We start from the raw sequence: 23,412 nt of genomic DNA, 5'->3' as shown, positions 1-23,412 counted from the left end.
GGGAGCCGCGAGCGCGTGGGGCTCGGGCGGGTGGCGCGTCAGCGCAGGTCGAACAGGGTGGCGGCGCTGTCCCAGCAGACCGCGCGCAGCCAGTCGTCGCCGAGGTCCAGCCGGGCCAGCCCGGTCAACTGGTCGGCGTACGGGTAGGGGATGTTCGGGAAGTCGCTGCCCAGCAACACCTTGCCGGCCAGCCCCAAATCGCGCAGCCGGGGCAGCTCGTTGGCGGGGAACGGCACGAACCGGTCGAAGAACGGGGTGAATGCCATCGTGGTATCCAGCCGGACCCGCTCGTACGCCTCGGCCAGATCAAGGAAGGCCCGGTAGTCGGGGGCGCCGAGATGCGCCACCACGGCGGTCAGCCGGGGGTGGCGGGCGAGCAGGGCGGCGAACAGGTCCGGCCCGGTGTGCGTGGTCCCCACCGGGGCGTGCCCGGCGTGCACCACCACCGGCACACGCGCGTCGGCCAGCAGCCCCCACACCCGGTCCAGCGCCGGGTCGGTCGGCGCGAACCCGCCGACCTGCACGTGCACCTTGAACAGCCGGGCCCCGCCGGTCAGCGCCTCCTCGACGTAGCCGGGAGCGTCCGGCTCGGGGAAGAAGGTGGCCGAGGGCAGGCAGCCCGGGGTGGCGCGGGCGAACTCCAACGTCCAGCGGTTCAGGTCCGCCGCCATGCCCGGCCGGTGCGGGTACGCCAAAGCGCTGAACGCGCGTACCCCGAGCCGGCGCAGGTGCGCCACCCGGTCGGCGTCGCTCCACCGGTAACGGATCGGCCACTCGGTGCCGACCAGCGGGCCGGCCGCGTCGAAGTACGCCCACACCCGGCGCAGCAGTCGCGGCGGCAGGAAGTGCACGTGCACGTCGGCCAGCCCTGGCAGCCCCAGTGCGCGCCAGAAATCCGGCACCCGCTCGTCAGCCTCCGGAGGTGACTGCGCGCCCGGGTCGGTCATATCTCGATGTTGAACCGTTGCAACACCGACGGCGCGACCAGGCCCGCCATGGCGAGCGCCGCCACGACGGTCAGCACGGCACGCAGCACGACCACCTCGGCCTTGCTGCCGGTACGCAGGGCGATGCCGTTCGGCAGGCCGATCATCGTCCACATGCGCCGCTTGATCGGGATCGGCCAGAGGATCGGCACGCCGGCTCGGGTGATCATGTCACCGAGAATGTGGACGAAGCAGCCCACGCCGACGGCGGTACCGATCAGCGGATAGCCGCGCCCACCCGGCAGGTTCGCGAAGGTGAACCAGGCCGCTCCGGCCGACGCGAGGGTGATGATCACCCACCCCGCCCGCTCGGCCCACTTGTCGAACAGCCCGCGCAGGGCCAGGCCGAACATGAAGAACAGGATGGTGATCACCGCCCACTTGCCGTACGCGGCGCAGAGCGCGGTGGTGCCCCACCCGACCAGAACCGTGAACGGAAGCGTGTGGGTCAGCGTCCGGTGCCCGTTGTTGCGGCGCGGGTCCTTGCTGAGCTTCGTGGCGTAGTAGACCCCGAGGGAGATCTTCTCCATCACCTCGGCGGCGAAGAGCGAGAAGACTCCGAAGGTGCGGGCCACGGTCGCGCCACCCTGGTTGCGGGTCACCTTGCCCGACATGTCGAGGTCGGGAAAGAGCGCGCCACCCGCGCACACCGCGGTGCCCACCGCCAACGCGAGTGGCGACTGGTGGTAGTCGGCGAACTGGTCCAGTGCCCAGGACCCGGCCAACCACACCGCCGCGCCGGACAGCGCGTGCGACGGTCCCATCATCTCGGCTCACCCTCCCCAGGGATCTTGAGCGCCAAAACTACGCCACTGTAGTTAGCGGCGACGCCGCAGGGGCATCCTCCGGTCGGTCCACGGTGGACAATCTCAGAGTGCGGGGGTGAAGCTCTGCCGGATCATCGGCAAGTATGTCGCGTTGACCTGCCAGTCGAACTCTTTTGTCAACCACGAGACGGTGAAGGCGCGCCCGGCCGAGGTGTTGGCCAGCAGCCGGAAACTGTGCACCCGCTCGCCGGCGGCGTTCTTCCAGCCGCACTCCCAGATCGCGCCGCCCTCGAAGATGTCCAGCGCCGAGATGTCCACCTTGCGGTAGCCCGGTAGCGCCTCGCCGCCGGTGAGCCGGGCCTCCTCCGCCTTCCAGTACGCCACCGGGTCGGGTCGGGCCGGTCCCGCCTCGACGCTGAGGATCCGAGGCCCGCAGGACTCCCGGAAGCAGGTCGTCGACTCCTCGGTCCAGCGCAGCCAGCCCACCGGCGCGGCGATCCGGAACCCGGCCGGGTCGTCGTGCCACGTCCAGCCCTTCACCAGCCGGTACCGCGCGTCGGCCGGTTGCGGCACCGACGGCACCGGGGTGGCCGTCGGTGGCGGGGGCGTCGCGCAGGCGAATGCGGCCGGGCGTGGGGTGGCCTCGCCGCCCCCGGCGCCGGACGGTGGCGTCCGGCCGTCGTTGCGGTTGACCAGCGCCAACGCGACACCGCTGGCGGCGAGCAGCGCGGTCGCCGCGCCGCCCAGGGTGAGCATCCGCCGACGCCAGCGGCCGGGTCGGGTCGCCGGTCGGTCGGTCGACGCCGGCGGGTCGCCGGGCGGGGAGGGCCAACCGGTTGGAGCGGCGGGCACGGCGGCGCGGCCCGCGCTGCGTACGGCCGCCACCGCGGCGGAGCGGGCCGGCTCGGTGGGCGGGTCGTCGTCCGCCGCCGCGCCGCGCAGCAGCGGCTCCGCCTCCGCCGCGGTCAACCGCCGCCAGGGGTCGCGCTGCAACAGGCCGGTGAGCACGGGGTGCAGCGACCCGGCCCGGCGCATCGGGTCCGGCGGTTCGGTGGCCAGCGCGCTGAGCGTCGCCATCGCGCTGGAGCGGGCGTACGGCGAACGCCCCTCGACCATCGCGTAGAGCGTCGCACCCAGCGACCACAGGTCGGTACGGGGATTCGACACCCTTTCGCGGGCGCGCTCCGGCGCGACGAACTGCGGCGAGCCGAGCACCATGCCCGGCCCGGTCATCGCCCCGTCGCCGCCGTCGAACGTGGCCAGCCCGAAATCGGTGAGCACCACCCGCCCGTCGTCGGCGACCAGCACGTTGTGCGGCTTCACATCGCGGTGCAGCACACCGGCGGTGTGCGCGGCCCGCAGCGCGGCGAGAACGGCCAGCCCGATCCGGGCGGTGCGCTGCGGGTTCAGCGGCCCCTCCGCGCTGATGATTTGCTGCACCGACCGGGACGGTACGTACTCCATCACGATCCAGGGGCTCTCCCGGTCGTGCACCACGTCGTAGATGCGGACCACGTTGGGGTGATTGAGTCGGGCCGCCGTACGCGCCTCGCGCAGGGTCCGCAGCCGTAGCTCGGCTCGTTCGGTCTCGGCCAGCCAGGACGGTGGCACGACCTCCTTCACCGCGACGTCGCGGTGCAGCATCTCGTCGCGGGCCAGCCACACCCGGCCCATGCCACCGGCGCCGACCAGGTCGAGCAGCCGGTACCGACCCGCGATCAGCAACTGCCGCACAGTCGCTCCCCCTCGGTCACCCCGTGTTACACGATAGCCACCGACGCGGCAATTCTCATCCACTGAGCCGCCTCGATCCACCCCGGACCGCACACCGAACCGGCCCATACGGTGCAGGTCAACGGGGTGGTCGGAAACTCGTTCGCACCGTCGTCCAGTCCGCGGTGGCGGCGGTCCAGTCCCGGTCGTCGGTGATCCAGCCCAGCGTCCAGCGGCCGTCACCGGCGGGTGCTCCGGCGACATGCTGCCGGGCGTGCAGCCGGGCGCCGTAGGGCGCCGCCCACCGGGACTCCCACTCCGCCCCGCCGTCGCCCCCGGCGAGCCGGACCTCGTCGTACTCCGGCAGCGCCCCGACCTCCGCCGCCGCGTCCCGCATCGCGGTCAGCCGAGCCAGCGGGTCGGTGGCGCCGCCCTCGGCGACGCTGAACGCCCGTCCGGTCGCCGGGTCCTGGAAGCAGGCCACCTCGCCGTCACGGGAGTAATGCCAGGTCGCGGGCACGGAGACCCGGAAGCCGCTGGGGTCGGCGTGCCAGTTCCAGCCGGCCGGCGGCCGGAAGCGCTCGCCGGGAGGCGGCGACGCGGGCGGCGCCGGCGCACCGACGGCGTCCGGGCGGACGCACGGAAACGGTGGCGGAGGGAAGGCGCCCCCGCCCGGCGGCCGGCCCGGCCGGTCGGGGCCGTGACCGTGCGGCCCGCCCGGGCCGTCACCGTCGGGCAGACGGTCGGTCGGCGGCGCGCTGGTCGACCGTTCGGCGGTGTCCGCCGCTTCGTCGTCGCTGACGGCCAGCGCGGTGCCGACGCCGGCAGCGGCCGCCACCAGCAGCGCCGTGACGACCAGCCCCGCCCGGCAGGCTGTCCGCCCGGCCGGTCGTCCGACCGCCCGAGCGGGCGCCTGCCCGCCAGGGGTGTCGGTCCGCTCGGCGCCGTCTCCGGCGGGCGGATCACCCGGGGCCCCGGCCCGGGCGGCGGTGGGTCGGCCAGGTTCGGGCAGCGGGATGGTGGGATCCTGATCGGACAGGTCGGTGGACGTGTCGGGATGGTCGGCCGGATCCGCTGCCGACTCTGTCCCGTCGGGCACCGGGAGCAGGCCGGTGTGGCCAATCGCGGCGGCGGTGAGCAGCCGGTGGGCCGCCTCGTGGTCGAGACGGTCGCGCGGGTCACGGCGCAGCAGCCCGGCCAGTACCGGCGCGAGCGGCCCGGCGTGCGGGGCCGGGTCCGGCGGCCCGGCCGCGAGCGCGCTCAGCGTGGCCATCGCGGTGCTGCGGGCGTACGGGGAGCGGCCCTCGACGGCGGTGTGCAGGGTGGCCCCGAGCGACCACAGGTCGGCGGCCACGGTGGACACCGCCTCGGAGGCCCGCTCCGGGGCGACGTACTGCGGGGAGCCGAGCACCATGCCGGGGCGGGTCATCGCCCCGTCGCCGCCGTCGAACGTGGCCAGCCCGAAGTCGGTGAGCAGCACCCGCCCGTCATGTGCCATGAGCACGTTCTGCGGTTTGACGTCGCGGTGCAGCACCCCGGCCGTGTGTGCGGCCCGCAACGCGCCGAGCAGGGCCAGGCCGATCCGGGCCGCCTCGGCCGGAGCCAACGGCCCCCCGGCGTCCAGCACGTCCTGCAGGGTGCGGGAGGGGACGTACTCCATCACGATCCAGGGGCTGTCCTCGGCCGGGACGACGTCGTAGAGCCGGACCACGGCGGGATGGTTGAGCCGGGCCGCGGCGCGCGCCTCCCGCAGGGTGCGCGAGCGCAGCTCGGCCCGCTCGTGGTCGGCCAGCCAGCTCGGCGGCACGACCTCCTTGACCGCGACCTCTCGGTGCAACATCTCGTCGCGGGCCCGCCACACGCGGCCCATGCCCCCGCGACCCACCAGGTCGAGCAGCCGGTACCGACCGGCGATCAGCACCTGCGCACGCTCCTCCTCAGCCGCTGTCCGGGATACACCCTAACCAGCGGATCGGGAGTCACCTATCGGTCGTCCGCCTCGGCTCAGCAGGCGGCGTGGTCGGCCGCGGCGAGCAGATTGCCCTCCGGGATGGCGATCCGGGTACGTCCGCCCGCCAGTTGGGCGGCGATCCGGCGGGCCTGAAGTGGGCCGTGCTCGCGTCTGGCGGTGGTGTAGCTGGCGGCGGTGCGGGCCGCGATGGTGGCCCAGCCGTACCGCTCGACGACCATGCTGCGCGCCCGGCGGGCGACCCGCCGGGCGAAGACCTCGTCGCCGAGGAGGTGGCCCACCGCGCCGGCGAGGGCGTCCGGGTCGCTGTGCGGGAACGTCACGCCGGTCACGCCGGGCTCGACGATCTCGGCGAGCCCGCCGGTGCGGGCCACCGCGAGTGGCGCACCGGCGGCCGCCGCCTCCAGCGCCACCATGCCGAACGGCTCGTAGAGGCTGGGCACCACGGTGGCGTCGGTGGCGCCGAGCACCGCCGGCAGTTGGGTGGCGTCGAGGAAGCCGGTGAAGTGGACGGTCGAGCAGAGCGCGAGCCGGCGGGCCTCGTCCTCCAGCTCGGCGCGGTACGGGCCGTCGCCGGCGATCACCACGCGCAGCCCGGGGTGCCGCTCGCGCAGGCGGGGCACCGCGTGCACCAGGTGCTGTACGCCCTTCTCGTAGACCAGCCGGCCGGCGTACCCGACGAGCGGGCCGTCCGCGGCGAACCGGGCCCGGGCCGAGGCGACCGCGCGTGGCCGGGCCCGCCAGGCCCGGTTGTCGACCCCGTTGGGTACCACGTCGACCTGGCTGGCCGGGAGGTCGAACAGCGCGGTCACCTGCTCGCGCATGTACGCCGAACAGGTGATCACCCGGGTGGAGGAGCCGCTGAGCCAGTGCTCGACGCCGTGGATGGTGCGGTTCATCTCCTCGGGCAGCCAGCCCTGGTGCCGGCCGGCCTCGGTGGCGTGGATGGTGGTGACCAGGGGCAGGTCCAGGTGCTCGGCGAGGGTGATCGCGGTGTGGGCGACGAGCCAGTCGTGGGCGTGGATGACGTCGTAGGTGCCGGCTTCGGTGGCGCGCAGGGCGGTGCGGGTGAGGGTGTGGTTGAAGGCCATGGTCCAGGCGAGTAGGGATTCGGTGGCCAGGGGGAAGGTGACGGGGTCTTCGGGGGCGCGCAGGATGCGTACGCCGTCGGCGTATTCCTCCAGGGGTGCGCCGTCGGTGTGGCGGGTGACGACGGTGACGTCGTGGCCGGCGGTGGCGAGGGCGACGGAGAGGGCGTGGACGTGTCGGCCGAGGCCGCCGACGAGCACCGGCGGGTATTCCCAGGAGAGCATCAGCACCCGCAGCTGCCGGGCGGGGTGGATGTCGATCACGTGGGCGTCGGGTGACATGCGGCCCCCTCTGTTTGTGTCCGGGCGCGCGCCGACCGCACCGGAGCCGGTGCCCGCCGTCGCGTCTGGATCTCGGACCAATCCTGCCGGGGGCGAGATAACCAGCGGAGACACCGCCGTTGCGGTCGTGTAAAGCGCTACTGGCCCTGTCGGCGCACCCGCAGCAGCTCGGCCACCGACCATGCCTGGAACGGGCAGCCGGTCGCGGCGTGCGGCGCGAGGCCGTCGGCCGTCTCGCTCACCGAGCCTAGCCCGAACTCGGTCAGATGGGACTCAATACCGACGAACACGTCATCGACCGACATCTTGCCCCGGCGGCAGGCGTCCACGTACGGGCCGAGCATCCACGGCCAGACGGTGCCCTGGTGGTAGCCGCCGTCCCGCTCGGCCGGGCCGCCCCGGTGCCGGCCGACGAACTCCGGCGACTCCGGGGCGAGGCTGCGCGGCCCGAGCGGGGTGAGCAGCCCGGCCGCGACCCGGCGCAGCGTCGCCTCGTCCGGCTCCAGGGGCGCGAACGGAAGTGACCAGGCCAGCAGCTGGTTGGGGCGCAGCGAGTCGTCGTCGTGCAGGGCGGCCCCGCCCAGCGGGTACGCCGGTGCGGGCGCGTCCAGCACGTCGTGCAGCCAGCCGCCCGGCGCGGGGTAGCGGTCCCGGAACGAGGCGGTGGCCTGCCCGTGCCGTCGCCGCAGCTCGGCCGCGTCCCGACCGGCCAGCTCGGTCAGCTCGGCGAGCCCGGCCAGCGCGTTGATCCACAGCGCGTTGACCTCGACCGGCTTGCCGGTACGCGGGGTGACCGGCACCCCGTACACCCGGGCGTCCATCCAGGTCAGCGCGGTGCCCGGGGCGCCCTGGGTGAGCAGCCCGTCGGCCGGGTCGACGGCGATGCCGTAGCGGGTGCCGGCAACGTGCGCGTCGATCACCGTGCGCAGCGCGGGCAGCAGCTCGTCGCCGAGGTCGGTGTCACCGGTGACGGTGACGTGCCGGCTCACCGCGTGCAGGAACCACAGCGTGCCGTCGACGGTGTTGTACTCCACCCGACCGGTGTCGGCCGTGTTGGCCAGCATCCCCTCGGACAGCGTCGCCGCGTACGCCCGCAGCAGCTCCCGACCCTCGTCCGCGCGACCGGTGCAGAGGAACAGCCCCTCGTACGAGATCATCGTGTCCCGCGACCACGCGCCGAACCACGGGTAGCCGGCGACCACGTCGACCGCCGTGCGGCCGGTACGCACCACGAACGCGTCCGCGGCCAACGCGAGCGTCGCCTCCACCGGGTCCGCCGGCTTCGCCGTCGCCACCACCTGACGGTTGCGCCGCCGGGCCGTCGCCACGATCTCCGGGGCGGGCGGCGGCTCCTCGTCGAGCCGGCCGGCCCAGGCCCGCACCGACACGGTGTCACCGGGGCGCCGCAGATCGCCGGCGAAGCGGCCCGCGTACCAGAGGTCCTCGTCGGGGTGCAGCCCCCGGCTCGCCTCCTCGCGGTGGTGCACACCCAGCCACCACTGCCCCTCGGGCGTCCAGCCCGGGCCGGCCAGCCGGTACGCCCCCTCGACCACCGCGCCGTCGGCCACCGCCTCGACCTGCGGCGTCGGGCCGTCGGCCCGCCGCTCGCCGTGCGCGTCACGCCAGGTGCAGGCGGCGGAGAGTTCCAGCCGGACCGGCCCGCCGGCCACCAGCCGGTGCACCACCGCCACGCAGGAGCGGCCGGGCAGCATCGCCAGCTCCCGCTCGATCACCACCGCGCCGATCCGCCACCGCCACCGGGGCAGCCCGTCGACCAGGTCGAAGCGCTCCAGCAGCTCGAAGCCGCGCGGGTCGACGTCCCCGGAGGACCACTCGTGCGCCCCGAGCCGGACCCGCGCGCCGGACGGCAGGGTGACCGACGGGTCGAGGCTGACCAGTCCCACCCGGCGGGACGCCGGCGTCTCACCGGGCACCACCAGCAGACCGTGGTAGCGCCGGGTCCGCAGCCCGGCGACGGTGCCCATCGCGTACCCGCCGACGCCGTCGGGCACCAGCCACTCCCGGCTGGCCGCGCTGGTCAGCTCGCCGCACACCTGCGGGCCGAAGTGAATGTCGATCAACTTTCCTCCACCGGCGGCGGGGTGTAACACGCCACGACGAGAATGGCTGCTGTGGTCAAGTACCGCGGCGACGTCAAAGATGTGCACGTGATCTCTGACCGTTCGTCCTCCGACGCCTCGCCACCCGACGCCGAGCGGCTCCGGCTCGCCCAGGCCGACTCGGGGGAGCAGGACTGGCGCGCATGGGGTCCCTATCTGTCCGAACGGGCGTGGGGGACGGTGCGGGAGGACTACAGCGAGCACGGTACGGCCTGGGACTACTTCCCGCACGACCACGCGCGGTCCAGAGCCTACCGCTGGAATGAGGACGGGATGGCCGGCGTCTGCGACGACCGGCAGACGTTCGCCTTCGCCCTGGCGCTGTGGAACGGCAGGGACCCGATCCTCAAGGAGCGGATGTTCGGCCTCGGCGGTGACGGCGGCAACCACGGCGAGGACGTCAAGGAGTACTGGTGGTACGAGGACTCCACGCCCACCCACTCCTGGATGCGCTGGCGCTACCACTACCCGCAGGCCGCCTTCCCGTACGACGAGCTGGTCGCGGTGAACGCGCTGCGCGGCCGGGACGACACCGAGTACGAGCTGGTGGACACGGGGATCTTCGACGACGACCGGTACTGGGCGGTCAGCGTCGACTACGCCAAGGCGTCCCCGACCGACTTGTGCATGGTGGTGACCGTGGCCAATCGGGGCGACCGGGCCGCCACCCTGCACGTGCTGCCCAGCCTGTGGTTCCGCAACACCTGGGCCTGGGGCCTGCCCGGCGCTGACCGGATTCCCCGGCTGACCGGTGAGGGCGCGCGGCTGGTCGGCGAGCACCGGGTGCTCGGCCAACTTCTTTTGGAGGGCGACGGAGACCCGGTGCCGCTGCTCTGCGACAACGACACCAACGCCGAGCGGCTCTGGGGCCTGCCCGGCCGGTCCCGCTACCCGAAGGACGGCATCAACGACCACGTGGTCAACGGCGCCGCCACGGTCAACCCGGCCAGGGAGGGCACCAAGGGCGCACTGCACTACGTGCTCGACGTGCCGGCCGGCGGGCAGCGCCAGATCCGGCTGCGGCTGACCCGCACCGCGTCGCCGCCGGCCGCCGCCCCGCCGCCCCGGGCGGATCTCGGCGACGGCTTCGAGGCGGTGGTGTGGGCGCGGCGTGCCGAGGCGAACCGCTTCTTCGCCGGCGTGATCCCGGAGGCCGCCACGCCCGACGAGGCGCTCGTGGCTCGGCAGGCCATCGCCGGGCTGATGTGGGGCAAGCAGTTCTACCACTTCGACGTCAAGCGTTGGCTGGACGGCGACCCGGGTTCGACTCCGCCGGCCGGGCGTCGCCACGGGCGCAACAGCGCCTGGTGGCACATGACGAGCTTTGACGTCATCTCCATGCCCGATCCCTGGGAGTACCCCTGGTACGCGGCCTGGGACCTGGCCTTCCACTGCGTGAGCATCGCCCGGGTCGACCCGGGCTTCGCCAAGGCGCAACTGCTGCTCCTGCTGCGCGAGTGGTACCTGCACCCCAACGGGCAGATCCCGGCGTACGAGTGGGCGTTCGGTGACGTGAACCCGCCGGTGCACGCGTGGGCGGCGCTCAAGGTGTTCGAGATCGACGGCGGCCGGGACTACGAGTTCCTGGCCCGGGTGATGCACAAGCTGCTGCTCAACTTCACCTGGTGGGTCAACCGGAAGGACACCGGCGGCAACAACGTATTCGAGGGCGGTTTCCTCGGGCTGGACAACGTCGGGCCGTTCGACCGGTCGGCGGCGCTGCCGGTGGCCGGTGTGCTGGAGCAGTCCGACGGCACCGGCTGGATGGCCATGTACGCGCTGAACATGCTGGACATGGCGATCGTGCTGGCCGAGCACGACCGCACCTGGGTGGACACGGCCACCAAGTTCTTCGAGCACTTCGCGTACATCGCCGCCGCCGCGTACGAGCAGGGGCTCTGGGACGACGAGGACGCCTTCTTCTACGACGTGCTGCGGCTCGCCGACGGCACGAAGGTGCCGCTGAAGGTCCGGTCGGTGGTCGGGCTGCTGCCGCTGGCCGCCACCACCCGGCTCACCGCCCGGACCCTGCACCAGCTGCCGGAGCTGGGCGCCCGGCTGCGCTGGTTCCTCACCAACCGACCGGAGTACGCCGAGGTGATCGGCACCCGCCGGCTGGGCCCGGACGGCCGCCAGCAGCGGCTGCTGTCCATGGTCGGCCCGGAGCAGGTGGTGCGGCTGCTCGCCCGGATGCTGGACAGCGACGAGTTCCTCTCCGACTTCGGCCTCCGTACGCTGTCCCGCGCGCATCTCGACAAGCCGTTCTCGGTCACCCTCGGTGGGCAGGAGTTCTCCGTCGGGTACGAGCCGGCGGAGTCGACCAGCGGGCTGTTCGGCGGCAACTCGAACTGGCGCGGCCCGATCTGGATGCCGACGAACTTCCTGCTGATCAGCGCGCTGCGCGACTACGCGGCGTTCTTCGGCGACGACCTTCAGGTGGAGTACCCGACCCGCTCCGGGGTGAAGCGCACGCTGGACGAGATCGCCGACGACCTCTCGGCCCGGCTGATCTCGCTCTTCACCCAGGACGACTGGGGTCGACGTCCGATCTACGGGGCGGCGCGCCTGTTCCAGACCCACCCGGACTGGCGGGACCTGATCGCGTTCCCCGAGTACTTCCACGGCGACAACGGGGCCGGGCTGGGCGCCTGGCACCAGACGGGCTGGACGGCGCTGGTGGCCGACCTGATCCTCACCCTGCGCCGCTGACCCCGCCGCCGCCCGCGCGTCCGGCGGCGGCGTCGGCGTTGTCGGCGGCGGCGCCGGCATGATTGTGCTCGATCAATGTTGTAGTGGTGTCCCCGGCGTTCGGAGGCCACTCGATCCTGGTTCGAGCACCGATCATGCGGGCTGGCCGCGCCACTCAACATGCAACGAAAGGTTGCGCGTCGCGTCCTGGATGTTGTAGCCTTACGCAACCAAAGGTTGCGAAAGGTTGGGTGGCATGGAACACGGATCCATCGAGCGGGACATTCACGTCGACGCATCGCCCGAGGTGGTCTTCGAGGTGATCAGTCGGCCCGAGCACATGCGGGAGTGGTGGCCCGACGACGCGCGGTTCGAGCCGGTCGCGGGCGCGCCCGGTGAGCTCGTGTGGCGCGACGCGGCGACGGGCGAGACGAACACCGTCGCCCTCGCCGTCGTCGAGGTCGACCCTCCGAAGCGGTTCTCTTTCCGGTGGTGCTACTCCGACCCGGCCCGGAGCGGGCCCTCGCTGCTGGTCACCTTCGAGCTGGCCCCGACCGGTACGGGGACCCAGATCCGCATGACCGAGACCGGGTTCCGCGGGATGGGATGGGAGGTCGCTGTCATCGAGGAGCAGTACCGCGACCACGTGAGCGGGTGGGACCACTACATTCCCGCGCTGGGCACGTACGTTGCGCGGCTGGTCGCCACCTCATGAGCACCGCGGTCGACGACGACCTGTGGTCGGCCATCGGCGACCCCATCCGGCGCACGATGATCGACCTTCTTCTCGCCGGGGGGTCGGGCACCGCCACGTCACTGAGCGAGCGGCTGCCCGTCACCCGCCAGGCCGTCTCGAAGCATCTGGCCGTCCTGGACCGGGTCGGTCTGGTGCACGCCGCGCCGGCCGGTCGCGAGCGGCACTACCAGGTCGACGAGGCGCAGCTCGCCCGCGCCGCCGCCCAGATGTCAGCGGTCGGTGCCACCTGGGACGCCCGCCTCCGCCGGATCAGGCGGATCGCCGAGGCCATCGAGCACAACCGCAACGACAACCAGGGAGAGTGACATGGTGGACATCCTGCACCGGGTCGGAGTCGTCGCTTCACTCGACGACGTCTACCGAGCGGTGGCAACTCCAGAGGGCATCGCCGGCTGGTGGACGACCGACACGGTCGGCAAGAGCGAGGTCGGCGGCCGCCTGGCCTTCCGGTTCGGCGACGTCGGTGGCTTCGACATGGAGGTCGTGCAGCTCGACCCCTCCGGCCACGTGCGGTGGCGGGTCATTGACGGCCCCGAGGAGTGGATCGGCACCGAGATCGGTTGGCGCCTCGACCAGCGCGGTGAGTACACCATCGTCCAGTTCACCCACGGGGGCTGGCGCGAGCCGGTCGAGTTCATGCACCACTGCAGCACCAAGTGGGCGATGTTCCTCATGAGTCTCAAGGAGCTTGTGGAGACCGGGCGTGGCAGGCCGGCCCCGGACGACGTCCGGATCAGCGACTGGCACTGAGCCCCGCCAGGCTAGACCGGTGGTGCAGGTTGTTCCGCTGGTCGGCGGTGTGAGCGTCGCGCGTCCGCGTAGGTGACGCCCAGGAGCACCACGGCAGTGGCCGCGCCGGTCGCGATCGGCGGCAGGTGGAGCGTTGCCGGCGTCAGCAGCACGAGGGCCAGCAGGCCACCTGTCCGGGATCGGGACACCCGACCGAAGACCTGGTATTCGAGGGCCGATCGTCCGGCGAGGAAGACCGCCGGGCCGCCGAGGACGGCGATGAGCCAGGGCGCCGGAAGGTCACCGAGTGGCTCGGTGATGAACAGCTCGAAGCCCACGCCGGTCAGCACGACCCCGGCGATCATGACCAGGTGGGCGAGTGCCATGTCGGTGGCCAGGCGGGGGGCGTCCCGGGAACGGCTGATGGCCGCACCCAGCACGCCTCCCGCCAGGTGGAAGTAGATCCGCCAGAGCAGGACGGTGGTCGCCAACGCCAGCGTGAAGCCGGCCGTCTGCGCGGTGTGGAACTGGCTGCCGCTGAAGGCCAACCCGATGACGAAGATCGCCTCGCCGAGCGCGATGAGGAGGAACTGTTGGTACCGCTCGGCCAGGTGTTCGGCCGCTATCGTCTGTCCGCCGATCCGTTGCGCGCCGACCCGGGGTGTCGGCCACCCGAGGAACAACCCGACATAGTCGACCAGCGCGGCGATGGTCCAGAGCGACCCACGAACCGTGCCATCGTCGATCAGCCCACCGACGACCCAGAGCGGTGCGCTCAAGCCGAGCCAGACCAGCACCCGGATCGTTTGCCGCGAATCCGGCCGGCCGTGTCCGGCGATGTGGAAGTACAGCACCCGGCCGATCTGGAGAGTCACGTAGGTGACGGCGAAGAGGGAGGCCCGCGCGCCGAAGCCGTCGGGCACCGCGACGGCCATCACCATGGCGCCGGCCATCGTCATGACGATGACGGTCTGGACTACCGGCGCCTCCGGATTCAGCCAACTGGTCGACCAGACCGTCAACGACCAGACGGCCCACAGGGCCAGGAGCAGCAGCAGGGCCTGACCGAGACCCGCGAGCGCGCCGCGTTCGGTACCGGTGAAATCCGTGATCAACCGGGCCGAGATCCTGGTGAGCGCGAAGACGAAGACCAAGTCGAGGAAGAGTTCCAGAAAGGTGGCTCGCTGGAGACTGCTCTCGGTGCGGAGCAGCCGCGCGTCGCCCCTCTCACTCATCCGCCCGCCGGGTGCCGTCCCATGACCACGTGCCCTCCCGTCCCGGTGATCCCATCACCTAACGACCAAGCGCCGGGTGCGGCACTGACCGTCCGGCACGGACAGTCACCAATCTGTCACCGCGCGGCTGCCGTCGGTGTCTTCGACTTACGCTCGTGGTCGTGTCCGGATCTGCCGAGGGAGCCACCGAAGAGGACCGACGCGACCTCATCGTCACGGTCGCGCGGGAGTTGACCGAGGTCGAGGGCTGGACGGGGGTGAGCCCTCGGCGGCTGGCCGAGCGGGCCGAGGTCGACGTCGGCGACCTCTACCGGCACTTCGCCGATCAGGAGGCGCTGCTCGCCGCCGTGGCGGTGTGCGCCTTCGCCGACCTGGCCGCCGACCTGGCCGAGGCGCACGCGGAGGCGACCGGCGATCCGGAACGGGTCTGGCCAGCGGTGGCGAGCGCGTACCTCGACTTCGCGTACGCGAATCCGGAGGTCTACGACGCGATGCTCGCGCTGACCCCCGACCTGGCCCTCGGCGTGGACGGCGTGCCGGCCGCTCCCCGCGGCGTGTTCGCCGAGCTGCGGGCGGCCCTGACCCCGCTGGCCGAGGGGCGTGATCCGGGCACCCTGGCCGAGGTGGGCTGGAGTCTGTTGCACGGCATGGTCATGCTCACCCGGGGTGGCCGGTTGCGTCCGGAGGCGCAGGAGGAGCGGGAGACGATGATCGCGGAACGGTTGTTGCGGTGGCCCTGCCTGGCGGCCGAGTCGGATGGAAAATCCTTGGGTGCGCCTCGCGCCATGCCCTAAGGTCCCGAACCGTCAGGAGCGTTGATCACAAGGGGGGCGGCATGACGGTGGACCAGGCGGCGCGCCGGCAGGCGCAGGTGCTGATCTTCGACGCGGACGACACGTTGTGGGAGAACAACGTCGTGTTCGAGCGGGTGATCGACGATTTCCTGGCCTGGCTCGACCACCCGACACTGGACCGGGTGGAGCTGCGGGCCGTCCTCGACGACATCGAGCGGGCCAACACGGTGGCGCACGGCTACGGCAGCAAGGTCTTCCTGCGCAGCCTGGCGGAGTGCCTGGAGCGGCTGCGTGAGCGACCGGCCACCGACGCCGAGCGTCGGGAGATCGACCGGTTGGCGGTGGCCCTGGTCGAGCACCGGGTGGAGCTGATGCCCGGGGTGGCGGACGCGCTCGACGAGCTGGCCGGTCGGCACGAGCTGCTGCTGCTGACCAAGGGGGACCAGGTGGAGCAGCAGCGCAAGCTGGACGCGTGCGGGCTGCTGCACCACTTCGGAGCCACGCACATCGTCGCGGAGAAGAACGTCGACACCTACCGGTGGTTGGTGCGGGAGCACGGGTTCGAGCCGGCCGGCGCCTGGATGATCGGCAACTCTCCGAAGTCGGACATCCTGCCGGCCCGCGCGGCCGGGCTGAACGCGGTGTTCATTCCGAATGAGAACACCTGGGTGCTGGAGGACGACGAACTGGACCCGACCGACGCCCGCGTGCTGCGCTTGGCCGCGTTCCGCGACCTGCTGCAGCACTTCTGACCGCTCTGAGACCGAACAGCGTCGGCGATCATGGTCGCGTTACGCCGACATGACGGTTTTTCCCCGTGAGATAAGTCCTGCCACCGGCGGTCCTGCCTGGCTTGTCCGACCCGCCGTGGCCTGCCTAGCCTGTGCCGGCGTCCACGGCCTTTCGGGGTGTGCCGGGGGCGAACGGGCGTCCGGCGAGTGGGCACCGTGGAGCTGAGTGCAGGGCGGCCGGCCTCCCTGTCGAGCCGCGTGGGCGTTGAGCCACGCCCGCGCGCGGCAGGGGTGCTGGAGCTGTCCGCTCCCATGCCGGATGACCGGGGGTCAGGGCCGGGCAGTTGCGGACCCGGTCCTGACCCGGCCAACCAATCGACCACCCCTCCCGGCGGGCGGGACAGCCGCGTGCCGGGCCGACTGTCAGGATGGTGGAATGAAGCGCAGATCGCTCCTGCTCGGCGCCGCGGCGGGGTTTGCCGCGCCGACCCTGCTCAGCCCGGCGGCACCCGCGCTCGGCGCGAGCAGGCCCGCGCCGGCCCGGGGCGTCGCGACCGTCTCCGCATCCACCGGCTCGGTCTGGCCGCGCCGCAACCTGGCCGCGCGGCTGACAACCCTGCCGGCGCAGACGAAGCAGGTGCTCATCGTCGGCACCACCAGCTCCACGACCACCTACGCCACCCTTGAGGCGTACGTGCGGATCAGCGGTCGCTGGATGCCCGCCTCGGGGTTGGTCCCCGCCCGGATCGGCTCCAAGGGGTTCAGCGACAACCACGTGGAGGGTGTGCCGACCACCCCCACCGGGGTCTACTCGATCGGCCCGACCATGTACGGCATCGACGCGAACCCGGGCGTGCGGTACCCGTACCACCAGCTGGTCAGCGGTGACTGGTGGAACGAGAACCCGTCGTCGTCGCTGTACAACACCTTCCAGCACAGCTCGACCAACCCCGGCGGGGCCAGCGAGGCGCTGTGGACGGAGGTGCCCGCGTACACACACTTCGCGGTGATCACCTACAACATGCCGCCGAACGTGTCGAAGCCGGTGCCGAACGCGGGCAGCGGCATCTTCCTGCACCAGTTCAGCACCAGCGCCGGCAACGCCACCGCCGGCTGTGTCTCCCTCGCACACGATGACCTGGTCGACGTGCTGACCTGGCTGGACCCGGCGCTGTCGCCGCGCATCGTGCTCAGCCCGTACGCCCAGATGCGCCGCTACTGAGCTGAGCCCGGGGCGGGCCGGTGGATCAGGAGACCTCGCCGCCGCGGACGATCGCCACCGCCACCCGGCAGAACTCGTCCATGTCGGGGTTGAAGCCGGCCGCGATGTCAGGATGCAGCCCGGAGCGTGTCTCGTCCAACAGGCGCTGGCAGACCTGCTCGACCGGCTCGCCGGCGTAACCGGCGCGGACCCGGTCGGTGGCCGCCTGGAGCGCCGAGGTCAGCTGATCCTCCAACGGGCCGCGCAGCTTCTGCTGCACCGGGTCGAGCCCGCGCGGGTCGAGCGTGACATGTGGCTCCGACATGGTGCTCCCTTCGTCGGCGTCGGCGGTACCCCACCGCGTCCGTCGGTCAAACCTCAGCCGGTACGGCGGCGACCCGCACCTGGTACGAGAAGTCCTCCGCCGGCTCCTCGTGGTACGACAACCGGCGGATCTGCCGGTCGTCGTCGAAGAGAGCGACGTCCACCAGGACGCCGAGGTGGGCCAGGCCGATGCTGGTCACCCGCTTCTTGTCCTGCAACACCGCGCAGACGCCGCCGAGCAGGGTGCTGGCGTCGGCCGTACGGTGCCCGGGCGGGCAGCGCAGGACCAGGTCGACCTCGATCGGCCCGGGCAACGGCGTCCAGCCGGTGCGTTGGGCCGCCGCCAGGGCGGCCTGGAGCAGGGTGCGGACCCTCGTCGCCTGCCGGTGCCCGGCGGCGAAGATGGACAACGCTTCGGTCTTGACCGGTGGCAGGCCGCTCACCTCGAACGTCAGGGCGAGAGCGCGGGTGTCCTGCACGACGGCACCTCCTCGTTGGGACGATCCTGCCGAACCGGGGGAATGGCGGTGGGACTTCCCGCGATTACCAACCGAACGGGCAGGCTGGGGTCGGCCGGAGGCGTGTCGACGTCGGCGGCGAACGCGCTGGCTGTGGCGCTAGGAAGACGCTAGTCGACAGTGCCCGCGCTGGGTAGTCGGTCGCTCACCCGATGGGACGCGGCGCGAAGGCGCAGAACTCGTTGCCCTCCGGGTCGGCCAGGACCCACCAACGGCTCTCGTCCTGCGGCTCGCGTAGCAGCGTCGCGCCCGCCGCGATCAGCGCCGCGGGCTCCGGGTCGACCAGATCGACGTCCCAGTGCATCCGGTTCTTGACCGTCTTGGGCTCGGGCACCGCGTCGAACCCCAGCGCTCCCAGGGGAACCCGGCCGCGCCGACCAGCGACGCGGTACCGGAGCCGAACTCGGCGGTGCCACCGACCACACCGGCCCACCAGGCCGCCTGGGCCGCCGGGTCGGCAGAGTCCACGACCAGCTCGAACGGGCCCGGTTGGGTGCCCTTGCGGGCCGCGAACCCGCAGAACGGGTTGCCCTCCGGGTCGGCGAGCACCCACCAGGTCACGTCCTCGGACGGTGCGCGGAGCAGCCGGGCGCCGGCCGCGATCAGCGCCGACGGCTCCGCGCCGGCCAGCCGCAGATCCAGGTGTACGCGGGTCTTGCCGGTACGCGGCTCCGGCACCTGGTTCACCCAGATCGACTCGGCGCCCGAGCGGGCGGCACGAGGGTCGACGCGGGTGTCCTCGCCGCCGGCGTCGGCCACGTCGGCGTCGAGGATCCGGGCCCAGAAGGCACCTAGCAGGCGCGGGTTGGCGGCGTCCAGGCAGAGGTCCTTGAAGCGTGCGATCACCGGCACAGCATGCCGGGCCCCCGGCCCTCGAGTACGCGGCCCCCTCCGACCCGCCCGAAGTGACGTCGCGCACACCGGGCCGGTCGGCCAGGTCCCCACTGGCGTCAGGTTTCGCGACTTTCCAGGTCGGGCAGTGTGAAGGCCACGAAACGTCCGGGGTCGCGCGCCGCTGGTCCAGCGCCCCGATCGTCTCGCCGTGCGCCGGGGCGCGGTGCGTTTCCCCGGCGGCTGGCCGACAAGAGGGGAGGGGTGATGAGCGACCCTGACGAGGCCCGACGTCGACGGCGACCACGGGTACGCGCGGTGGCGGCAGCCGCCGCGCTGACGCTGGTGGCGCCCATGGCCGCCTGCGGTTCCGGTGACGCTGGTGGCCCACCGACGATCAACCTGTACTACCCGCCGGAGCAGAACCTGCAGAAGGTCGTCGACGACTGCAACGCGCAGGCCCAGGGGCGGTACGAGATCGCCTACCAGGTGCTGCCCCGGCAGGCCGACGAACAGCGGGTGCAGATGGTGCGTCGGCTGGCCGCCGAGGACACCGGGATGGACGTGCTCGGCCTGGACGTCACCTGGACCCAGGAGTTCGCCAGCGCCGACTGGATCCGCGAGTGGACCGGCCAGGACAAGACCGAGGTCGAGCAGGGCACCCTCTCCGGGCCGCTGGACACCGCCCGCTACGAGGGCAAGCTCTACGCCGCGCCGAAGAACACCAACGTCCAGTTGCTCTGGTACCGCAAGGACCTGGTGCCGCAGCCGCCGAAGACCTGGGACCAGATGATCACCGCTGCCCAGCAGCTCAAGGAGCAGGGCAAGCCGTACCAGGTGCTCACCATGGGCGCCCAGTACGAGGGCCTCGTCGTCCTCTACAACACCCTGGCCGAGAGCGCCGGCGGGAAGATCCTCAACGACGACGGCACGCAGGCCGTGATGGACGCCGGCACGGTCCGGGCGCTGGAGCAGTTGCAGCGTTTCGCCACGTCGGGCGTGACCTCGCCGTCGTTCACCAACGCCATCGAGGATCCGGTCCGGCTGGAGTTCCAGTCCGGTGCCGGAGCCTTCCAGGTGAACTGGCCGTTCGTCTATCCCGCCCTGCAGGAGGCGAACCCCGAACTGGCGAAGCAGGTCGGCTGGGCCCGGATCCCGGGCGTCGACGAGAACACCCCCAGCAAGGTCACCATCGGCGGGGTGAACCTGGCGGTCAGCTCCTACTCCAAGCACCCGGAGCTGTCCTTCGAGGCGGCCCGGTGCATCCGCGACGCCGAGCACCAGAAGTTCTCCGCCATCAACGACGGCGTCCCGCCCACCATCGAGGCCGTCTACGACGAGCCGGAGATGACCGAGGCGTACCCGATGAAGGACACCATCCTGGAGGAGCTGAAGGAGCCGGCGACCCGCCCGCTGACCCCGGCCTACCAGAGCATCTCCACCGTGATGTCGGCGATCCTGTCGCCGCCGTCGGCGATCCGTCCGCAGCAGACCGCGGACGAGCTGCGCTCCGCCATCGCCGATGCCCTCCAGTCCAAGGGGGTCCTCCCATGAGCCTGCCCGCGACCCCGACCGGGGCGGACGTGACCGCCGAGGAGACCACCCGCTCCACCGGCCGGCACGCCACCGTCCCCACCCAGCGCGCCGGCCGTCGCAAGCCGCCGCTGAGCGAGAACAAGAAGGCCGAACGCAAACTCGGCTGGTTGCTGTGCGCGCCGGCCGCGCTCGTCATGGTCGCGGTGACCGCGTACCCGATCCTCTACTCGGTCTGGTTGTCGCTCCAACGCTTCGACCTGCGCTTCCCCGACGAGCGCAAGTTCATCGGGCTGGAGAACTACGTCACCGTGCTCACCAACGAGTTCTGGTGGACCGCGTTCGGGGTGACCATGCTGATCACGGTGGTCACCGTGGCCGTCGAGCTGGTGCTCGGCATGGGGCTGGCGCTGATCATGCACCGCACGCTGGTCGGGCGGGGCATCGTGCGGACCGCGGCGCTGATCCCATACGGCATCGTCACCGTCGTCGCCGCCTTCTCCTGGCGGTACGCCTGGACGCCCGGCACCGGCTACCTGGCCAACCTGTTCAGCGACGGCGCGCCGCTCACCGAGCGCGCCAGCTCGCTGGCGATCATCATGCTCGCCGAGATCTGGAAGACCACCCCGTTCATGGCGCTGCTGCTGATGGCCGGGCTGGCGCTGGTCCCGGAGGACCTGCTCAAGGCCGCCTCCACCGACGGCGCGACGTCGTGGCAGCGGTTCACCAAGGTCATGCTGCCGGTGATGAAGCCGGCGATCCTGGTCGCGCTGCTGTTCCGCACCCTGGACGCGTTCCGGGTCTTCGACAACATCTTCGTGCTGACCGCCGGCGGCAACGAGACGTCGTCGGTGTCGATGCTGGCCTACAACAACCTGATCCGGGGCCTGAACCTCGGCATCGGGTCGACGATGTCGGTGCTGATCTTCATCACCGTGGCGATCATCGCCTTCGTCTTCGTGAAGCTGTTCGGCACCGCTGCCCCGGGCAGCGACGACTCCGAGAGGCGTTGACATGGCCACCGGTACCGAAACCACCACCCGGGCCCGGGTGCGCTGGGGTCTCCTGGACATCCTCGTGGTCGTCTTCGCGCTGGTCCCGGTGCTGTGGATCGCGTCGCTGTCGTTCAAGACGCCGGCCACCCTCACCGACGGGAACTTCATCCCCCGGGAGTGGACGCTGGACAACTACCGGACGATCTTCGACACCGACCAGTTCGTCCGGGCACTGATCAACTCGATCGGCATCGCGTTGGTCGCCACGCTGGTCGCGGTGGTGCTCGGCGCGATGGCCGCGTACGCGATCAGCCGGCTGGACTTCCCCGGCAAGGGGCTGCTGGTCGGCGTCTCCCTGCTGATCGCGATGTTCCCGCAGGTGTCGCTGGTGTCGCCGCTGTTCGAGATCGAGCGTCAGCTCGGCCTCTTCGACACCTGGCCCGGGTTGATCCTGCCGTACATCACCTTCGCTCTGCCGCTGGCGATCTACACGCTGTCGGCGTTCTTCAAGCAGATCCCGTGGGACCTGGAGAAGGCGGCGAAGATGGACGGCGCCACCCAGGGGCAGGCGTTCCGACGGGTCATCGCCCCACTGGCCGCGCCCGGGCTGTTCACCACGGCGATCCTGGTCTTCATCTTCTGCTGGAACGACTTCCTGTTCGCCATCACGCTGACCTCCACCGAGCGGGCTCGTACGGTGCCGGTCGCCCTGTCGTTCTTCACCGGCGAGTCGCAGTTCGAGGACCCCACCGGGGCGATCTGCGCGGCCGCCGTCGTGATCACCGTTCCGATCATCCTGTTCGTCCTCTTCTTCCAGCGCCGCATCGTGTCCGGCCTGACCTCCGGCGCAGTCAAGGGATAGGTGAGTAGTCGTGGCTGACATCGTGCTCGACAAGGTGAGCAAGAAGTTCCCGGACGGGACCGTCGCCGTGCAGGACGTCGACCTGGAGATCGCCGACGGCGAGTTCGTCATCCTGGTCGGACCCTCCGGCTGCGGCAAGTCCACCACCCTCAACATGATCGCGGGGCTGGAGGACATCAGTTCCGGCGAGCTGCGCATCGGCGGCCAGCGGGTCAACGACAAGGCCCCCCGGGACCGGGACATCGCCATGGTGTTCCAGTCGTACGCGCTGTACCCGAACATGACCGTGCGGGAGAACATGGCGTTCCCGCTGCGGCTGGCGAAGCTGGACAGGGAGACCATCAACCAGAAGGTCGACGAGGCGGCGAAGGTGCTGGAGCTGACCTCGCTGCTGGACCGTAGGCCGGCGAACCTCTCCGGCGGGCAGCGCCAGCGGGTGGCGATGGGTCGGGCGATCGTCCGTCAGCCGAAGGCGTTCCTCATGGACGAGCCCCTGTCCAATCTGGACGCGAAGCTGCGGGTGCAGATGCGTACCGTGGTGTCGCGGTTGCAGAAGCAGCTCGGCACCACCACCGTCTACGTCACCCACGACCAGACCGAGGCGATGACCCTCGGCGACCGGGTGGTCATCATGCGCGGCGGTGCGGTGCAGCAGGTCGGGCCCCCGCAGGAGCTGTACGACCACCCGCGCAACCTGTTCGTGGCCGGCTTCATCGGCTCGCCGTCGATGAACTTCCTGCACGCCGCCGTGCAGGACGGCGGGCTGCGTACCGCGTTGGGTGACGTGCCGCTCGGCGACCGGGTCCGCCGCGAGTTGGAGGCGGCCGACGCGCCGCGCGAGCTGATCCTCGGCATCCGCCCCGAGCACTTCGAGGACGCCGAGCTCGTCGACGAGGACACCCGCCGCCGGGGCCTGGAGTTCGAGGCGCCGGTGGAGATCGTCGAGTCGATGGGCTCGGACAAGTACGTCTACTTCACGGTCGAGGGGGAGCGGGCCAGCGCCGCCGAGCTGGAGGAGCTGGCCGCCGACGCGGGTGCCGCCGACTTCGCCAGTGGTGGCGGGAACCTGGTCACCCGGCTGTCGGCCGAGTCACCGGTGGCCGAGGGGCAGTCGCGTCGGGTCTGGTTCAACCTGGAGAAGATCCACCTGTTCGACCCGACCAACGGCCGCAACCTCACGCTGCACGAGGGCCGGGCGGCTGGCGCGCTCGCCAACTGAGTGGCGTCCATCATGGTGGGGCCGGCGGGGATCACCCGCCGGCCCCGTCGAGCTGCCCACCGCGGCCCGC

22 protein-coding genes are annotated in these 23,412 nt (G+C 71.7%); 11 read left to right on the top strand and 11 right to left on the bottom strand.

The window, feature by feature from the left end; genetic code table 11:
* Positions 1 to 38 precede the first annotated feature (38 nt).
* From ACWD5O_RS17555 to ACWD5O_RS17530, 6 genes are all read right to left on the bottom strand, one after another.
* The gene (locus ACWD5O_RS17555) at positions 39 to 947 is read right to left on the bottom strand and encodes an amidohydrolase family protein (RefSeq protein ID WP_450085935.1); all 909 of its coding nucleotides are present in this window, start codon (positions 945 to 947) and stop codon (positions 39 to 41) included.
* Entirely contained in the window at positions 944 to 1,753 is an 810-nt protein-coding gene (locus ACWD5O_RS17550) for a metal-dependent hydrolase (RefSeq protein ID WP_450085934.1), read from the bottom strand. Before ACWD5O_RS17550 ends, ACWD5O_RS17555 begins: the two co-directional genes overlap by 4 nt.
* 102 nt (positions 1,754 to 1,855) lie before the next feature.
* Positions 1,856 to 3,487, bottom strand: a complete 1,632-nt coding sequence (locus ACWD5O_RS17545; protein WP_450085933.1) for a protein kinase domain-containing protein — start codon at positions 3,485 to 3,487, stop codon at positions 1,856 to 1,858.
* A 118-nt stretch (positions 3,488 to 3,605) separates the two neighbouring features.
* Positions 3,606 to 5,387: a protein kinase domain-containing protein gene (locus ACWD5O_RS17540; RefSeq protein ID WP_450085932.1), complete on the bottom strand. Its 1,782-nt coding sequence runs from the start codon at positions 5,385 to 5,387 to the stop codon at positions 3,606 to 3,608.
* 83 nt (positions 5,388 to 5,470) lie between these two features.
* On the bottom strand, positions 5,471 to 6,805 hold the full coding sequence (locus tag ACWD5O_RS17535) for a glycosyltransferase family 4 protein (RefSeq protein WP_354967550.1): 1,335 nt from the start codon (positions 6,803 to 6,805) through the stop codon (positions 5,471 to 5,473).
* Positions 6,806 to 6,942: 137 nt separating this feature from the next.
* Positions 6,943 to 8,886, bottom strand: coding sequence for an amylo-alpha-1,6-glucosidase (locus ACWD5O_RS17530; protein WP_450085931.1), 1,944 nt, complete (start codon positions 8,884 to 8,886; stop codon positions 6,943 to 6,945).
* A 42-nt stretch (positions 8,887 to 8,928) separates the two neighbouring features.
* Between ACWD5O_RS17530 and ACWD5O_RS17525 the strand changes: the two genes are divergently transcribed.
* The 4 genes from ACWD5O_RS17525 (at position 8,929) to ACWD5O_RS17510 (ending at position 13,120) form a co-directional block, all read left to right on the top strand.
* A complete protein-coding gene (locus tag ACWD5O_RS17525; RefSeq protein WP_450085930.1) occupies positions 8,929 to 11,634 on the top strand; it encodes an MGH1-like glycoside hydrolase domain-containing protein in 2,706 nt (901 codons plus the stop codon).
* A 235-nt stretch (positions 11,635 to 11,869) separates the two neighbouring features.
* Positions 11,870 to 12,328 carry an SRPBCC domain-containing protein gene (locus ACWD5O_RS17520; protein WP_450085929.1) on the top strand — a complete coding sequence of 153 codons (459 nt, stop codon included), beginning with the start codon at positions 11,870 to 11,872 and terminating at the stop codon, positions 12,326 to 12,328.
* Entirely contained in the window at positions 12,325 to 12,675 is a 351-nt protein-coding gene (locus tag ACWD5O_RS17515; protein WP_450085928.1) for an ArsR/SmtB family transcription factor, read from the top strand. The genes ACWD5O_RS17520 and ACWD5O_RS17515 overlap by 4 nt, the downstream gene beginning before the upstream one ends.
* A gap of 1 nt (position 12,676) precedes the next feature.
* Complete coding sequence (locus ACWD5O_RS17510; protein ID WP_354967555.1) at positions 12,677 to 13,120, top strand: SRPBCC family protein; 444 nt, start codon at positions 12,677 to 12,679, stop codon at positions 13,118 to 13,120.
* 11 nt (positions 13,121 to 13,131) lie between these two features.
* Here ACWD5O_RS17510 and ACWD5O_RS17505 read toward each other — a convergent pair whose 3' ends face one another.
* Positions 13,132 to 14,334: a low temperature requirement protein A gene (locus ACWD5O_RS17505; protein WP_450085927.1), complete on the bottom strand. Its 1,203-nt coding sequence runs from the start codon at positions 14,332 to 14,334 to the stop codon at positions 13,132 to 13,134.
* A gap of 161 nt (positions 14,335 to 14,495) precedes the next feature.
* On the opposite strand from ACWD5O_RS17505, the gene ACWD5O_RS17500 reads away from it, so the two are divergent.
* From ACWD5O_RS17500 to ACWD5O_RS17490, 3 genes are all read left to right on the top strand, one after another.
* A complete protein-coding gene (locus ACWD5O_RS17500) occupies positions 14,496 to 15,128 on the top strand; it encodes a TetR/AcrR family transcriptional regulator (protein WP_450085926.1) in 633 nt (210 codons plus the stop codon).
* A gap of 41 nt (positions 15,129 to 15,169) precedes the next feature.
* Positions 15,170 to 15,880: an HAD family hydrolase gene (locus ACWD5O_RS17495; RefSeq protein WP_450085925.1), complete on the top strand. Its 711-nt coding sequence runs from the start codon at positions 15,170 to 15,172 to the stop codon at positions 15,878 to 15,880.
* A gap of 415 nt (positions 15,881 to 16,295) precedes the next feature.
* Positions 16,296 to 17,081, top strand: a complete 786-nt coding sequence (locus ACWD5O_RS17490; RefSeq protein WP_450085924.1) for a L,D-transpeptidase family protein — start codon at positions 16,296 to 16,298, stop codon at positions 17,079 to 17,081.
* A 25-nt stretch (positions 17,082 to 17,106) separates the two neighbouring features.
* Here the strand turns inward: ACWD5O_RS17490 and ACWD5O_RS17485 are convergent, their stop codons facing one another.
* The 4 genes from ACWD5O_RS17485 to ACWD5O_RS17470 form a co-directional block, all read right to left on the bottom strand.
* Entirely contained in the window at positions 17,107 to 17,385 is a 279-nt protein-coding gene (locus tag ACWD5O_RS17485; RefSeq protein WP_121655610.1) for a hypothetical protein, read from the bottom strand.
* 46 nt (positions 17,386 to 17,431) lie between these two features.
* Entirely contained in the window at positions 17,432 to 17,863 is a 432-nt protein-coding gene (locus tag ACWD5O_RS17480) for a hypothetical protein (protein WP_089019976.1), read from the bottom strand.
* A 184-nt stretch (positions 17,864 to 18,047) separates the two neighbouring features.
* Positions 18,048 to 18,236, bottom strand: a complete 189-nt coding sequence (locus tag ACWD5O_RS17475; RefSeq protein WP_450085923.1) for a VOC family protein — start codon at positions 18,234 to 18,236, stop codon at positions 18,048 to 18,050.
* Entirely contained in the window at positions 18,161 to 18,748 is a 588-nt protein-coding gene (locus ACWD5O_RS17470; protein ID WP_450085922.1) for a VOC family protein, read from the bottom strand. The genes ACWD5O_RS17475 and ACWD5O_RS17470 overlap by 76 nt, the downstream gene beginning before the upstream one ends.
* 252 nt (positions 18,749 to 19,000) lie before the next feature.
* Between ACWD5O_RS17470 and ACWD5O_RS17465 the strand changes: the two genes are divergently transcribed.
* Genes ACWD5O_RS17465 through ACWD5O_RS17450 form a run of 4 tightly spaced genes read left to right on the top strand, consistent with a single transcriptional unit; the run spans position 19,001 to position 23,342 of the window.
* On the top strand, positions 19,001 to 20,287 hold the full coding sequence (locus ACWD5O_RS17465; RefSeq protein WP_450085921.1) for an ABC transporter substrate-binding protein: 1,287 nt from the start codon (positions 19,001 to 19,003) through the stop codon (positions 20,285 to 20,287).
* A complete protein-coding gene (locus ACWD5O_RS17460; RefSeq protein ID WP_450085920.1) occupies positions 20,284 to 21,279 on the top strand; it encodes a carbohydrate ABC transporter permease in 996 nt (331 codons plus the stop codon). The genes ACWD5O_RS17465 and ACWD5O_RS17460 overlap by 4 nt, the downstream gene beginning before the upstream one ends.
* A 1-nt stretch (position 21,280) precedes the next feature.
* Complete coding sequence (locus ACWD5O_RS17455; protein WP_450085919.1) at positions 21,281 to 22,123, top strand: carbohydrate ABC transporter permease; 843 nt, start codon at positions 21,281 to 21,283, stop codon at positions 22,121 to 22,123.
* Positions 22,124 to 22,133: 10 nt separating this feature from the next.
* Positions 22,134 to 23,342, top strand: coding sequence for an ABC transporter ATP-binding protein (locus ACWD5O_RS17450; RefSeq protein WP_450085918.1), 1,209 nt, complete (start codon positions 22,134 to 22,136; stop codon positions 23,340 to 23,342).
* The last annotated feature ends 70 nt before the right edge of the window (positions 23,343 to 23,412 follow it).

The sequence above is a fragment of the Micromonospora sp. NPDC005161 genome, from assembly GCF_053599855.1.
The sequence above is the reverse complement of the archived record's forward strand: the minus strand, read 5'-3'. Positions and strand labels throughout refer to the sequence as shown.

What these genes read in the sequence shown, in the direction of transcription:
- ACWD5O_RS17455 (WP_450085919.1), top strand. Translation starts at nt 21,281, where the DNA reads ATGGCCACCGGTACCGAAACCACCACCCGGGCCCGGGTGCGCTGGGGT.
- ACWD5O_RS17555 (WP_450085935.1), bottom strand. Translation starts at nt 947, where the DNA reads ATGACCGACCCGGGCGCGCAGTCACCTCCGGAGGCTGACGAGCGGGTG.
- ACWD5O_RS17505 (WP_450085927.1), bottom strand. Translation starts at nt 14,334, where the DNA reads ATGAGTGAGAGGGGCGACGCGCGGCTGCTCCGCACCGAGAGCAGTCTC.
- ACWD5O_RS17510 (WP_354967555.1), top strand. Translation starts at nt 12,677, where the DNA reads ATGGTGGACATCCTGCACCGGGTCGGAGTCGTCGCTTCACTCGACGAC.
- ACWD5O_RS17460 (WP_450085920.1), top strand. Translation starts at nt 20,284, where the DNA reads ATGAGCCTGCCCGCGACCCCGACCGGGGCGGACGTGACCGCCGAGGAG.
- ACWD5O_RS17490 (WP_450085924.1), top strand. Translation starts at nt 16,296, where the DNA reads ATGAAGCGCAGATCGCTCCTGCTCGGCGCCGCGGCGGGGTTTGCCGCG.
- ACWD5O_RS17535 (WP_354967550.1), bottom strand. Translation starts at nt 6,805, where the DNA reads ATGTCACCCGACGCCCACGTGATCGACATCCACCCCGCCCGGCAGCTG.
- ACWD5O_RS17525 (WP_450085930.1), top strand. Translation starts at nt 8,929, where the DNA reads ATGGCTGCTGTGGTCAAGTACCGCGGCGACGTCAAAGATGTGCACGTG.
- ACWD5O_RS17515 (WP_450085928.1), top strand. Translation starts at nt 12,325, where the DNA reads ATGAGCACCGCGGTCGACGACGACCTGTGGTCGGCCATCGGCGACCCC.
- ACWD5O_RS17495 (WP_450085925.1), top strand. Translation starts at nt 15,170, where the DNA reads ATGACGGTGGACCAGGCGGCGCGCCGGCAGGCGCAGGTGCTGATCTTC.
- ACWD5O_RS17465 (WP_450085921.1), top strand. Translation starts at nt 19,001, where the DNA reads ATGAGCGACCCTGACGAGGCCCGACGTCGACGGCGACCACGGGTACGC.
- ACWD5O_RS17520 (WP_450085929.1), top strand. Translation starts at nt 11,870, where the DNA reads ATGGAACACGGATCCATCGAGCGGGACATTCACGTCGACGCATCGCCC.
- ACWD5O_RS17550 (WP_450085934.1), bottom strand. Translation starts at nt 1,753, where the DNA reads ATGATGGGACCGTCGCACGCGCTGTCCGGCGCGGCGGTGTGGTTGGCC.
- ACWD5O_RS17485 (WP_121655610.1), bottom strand. Translation starts at nt 17,385, where the DNA reads ATGTCGGAGCCACATGTCACGCTCGACCCGCGCGGGCTCGACCCGGTG.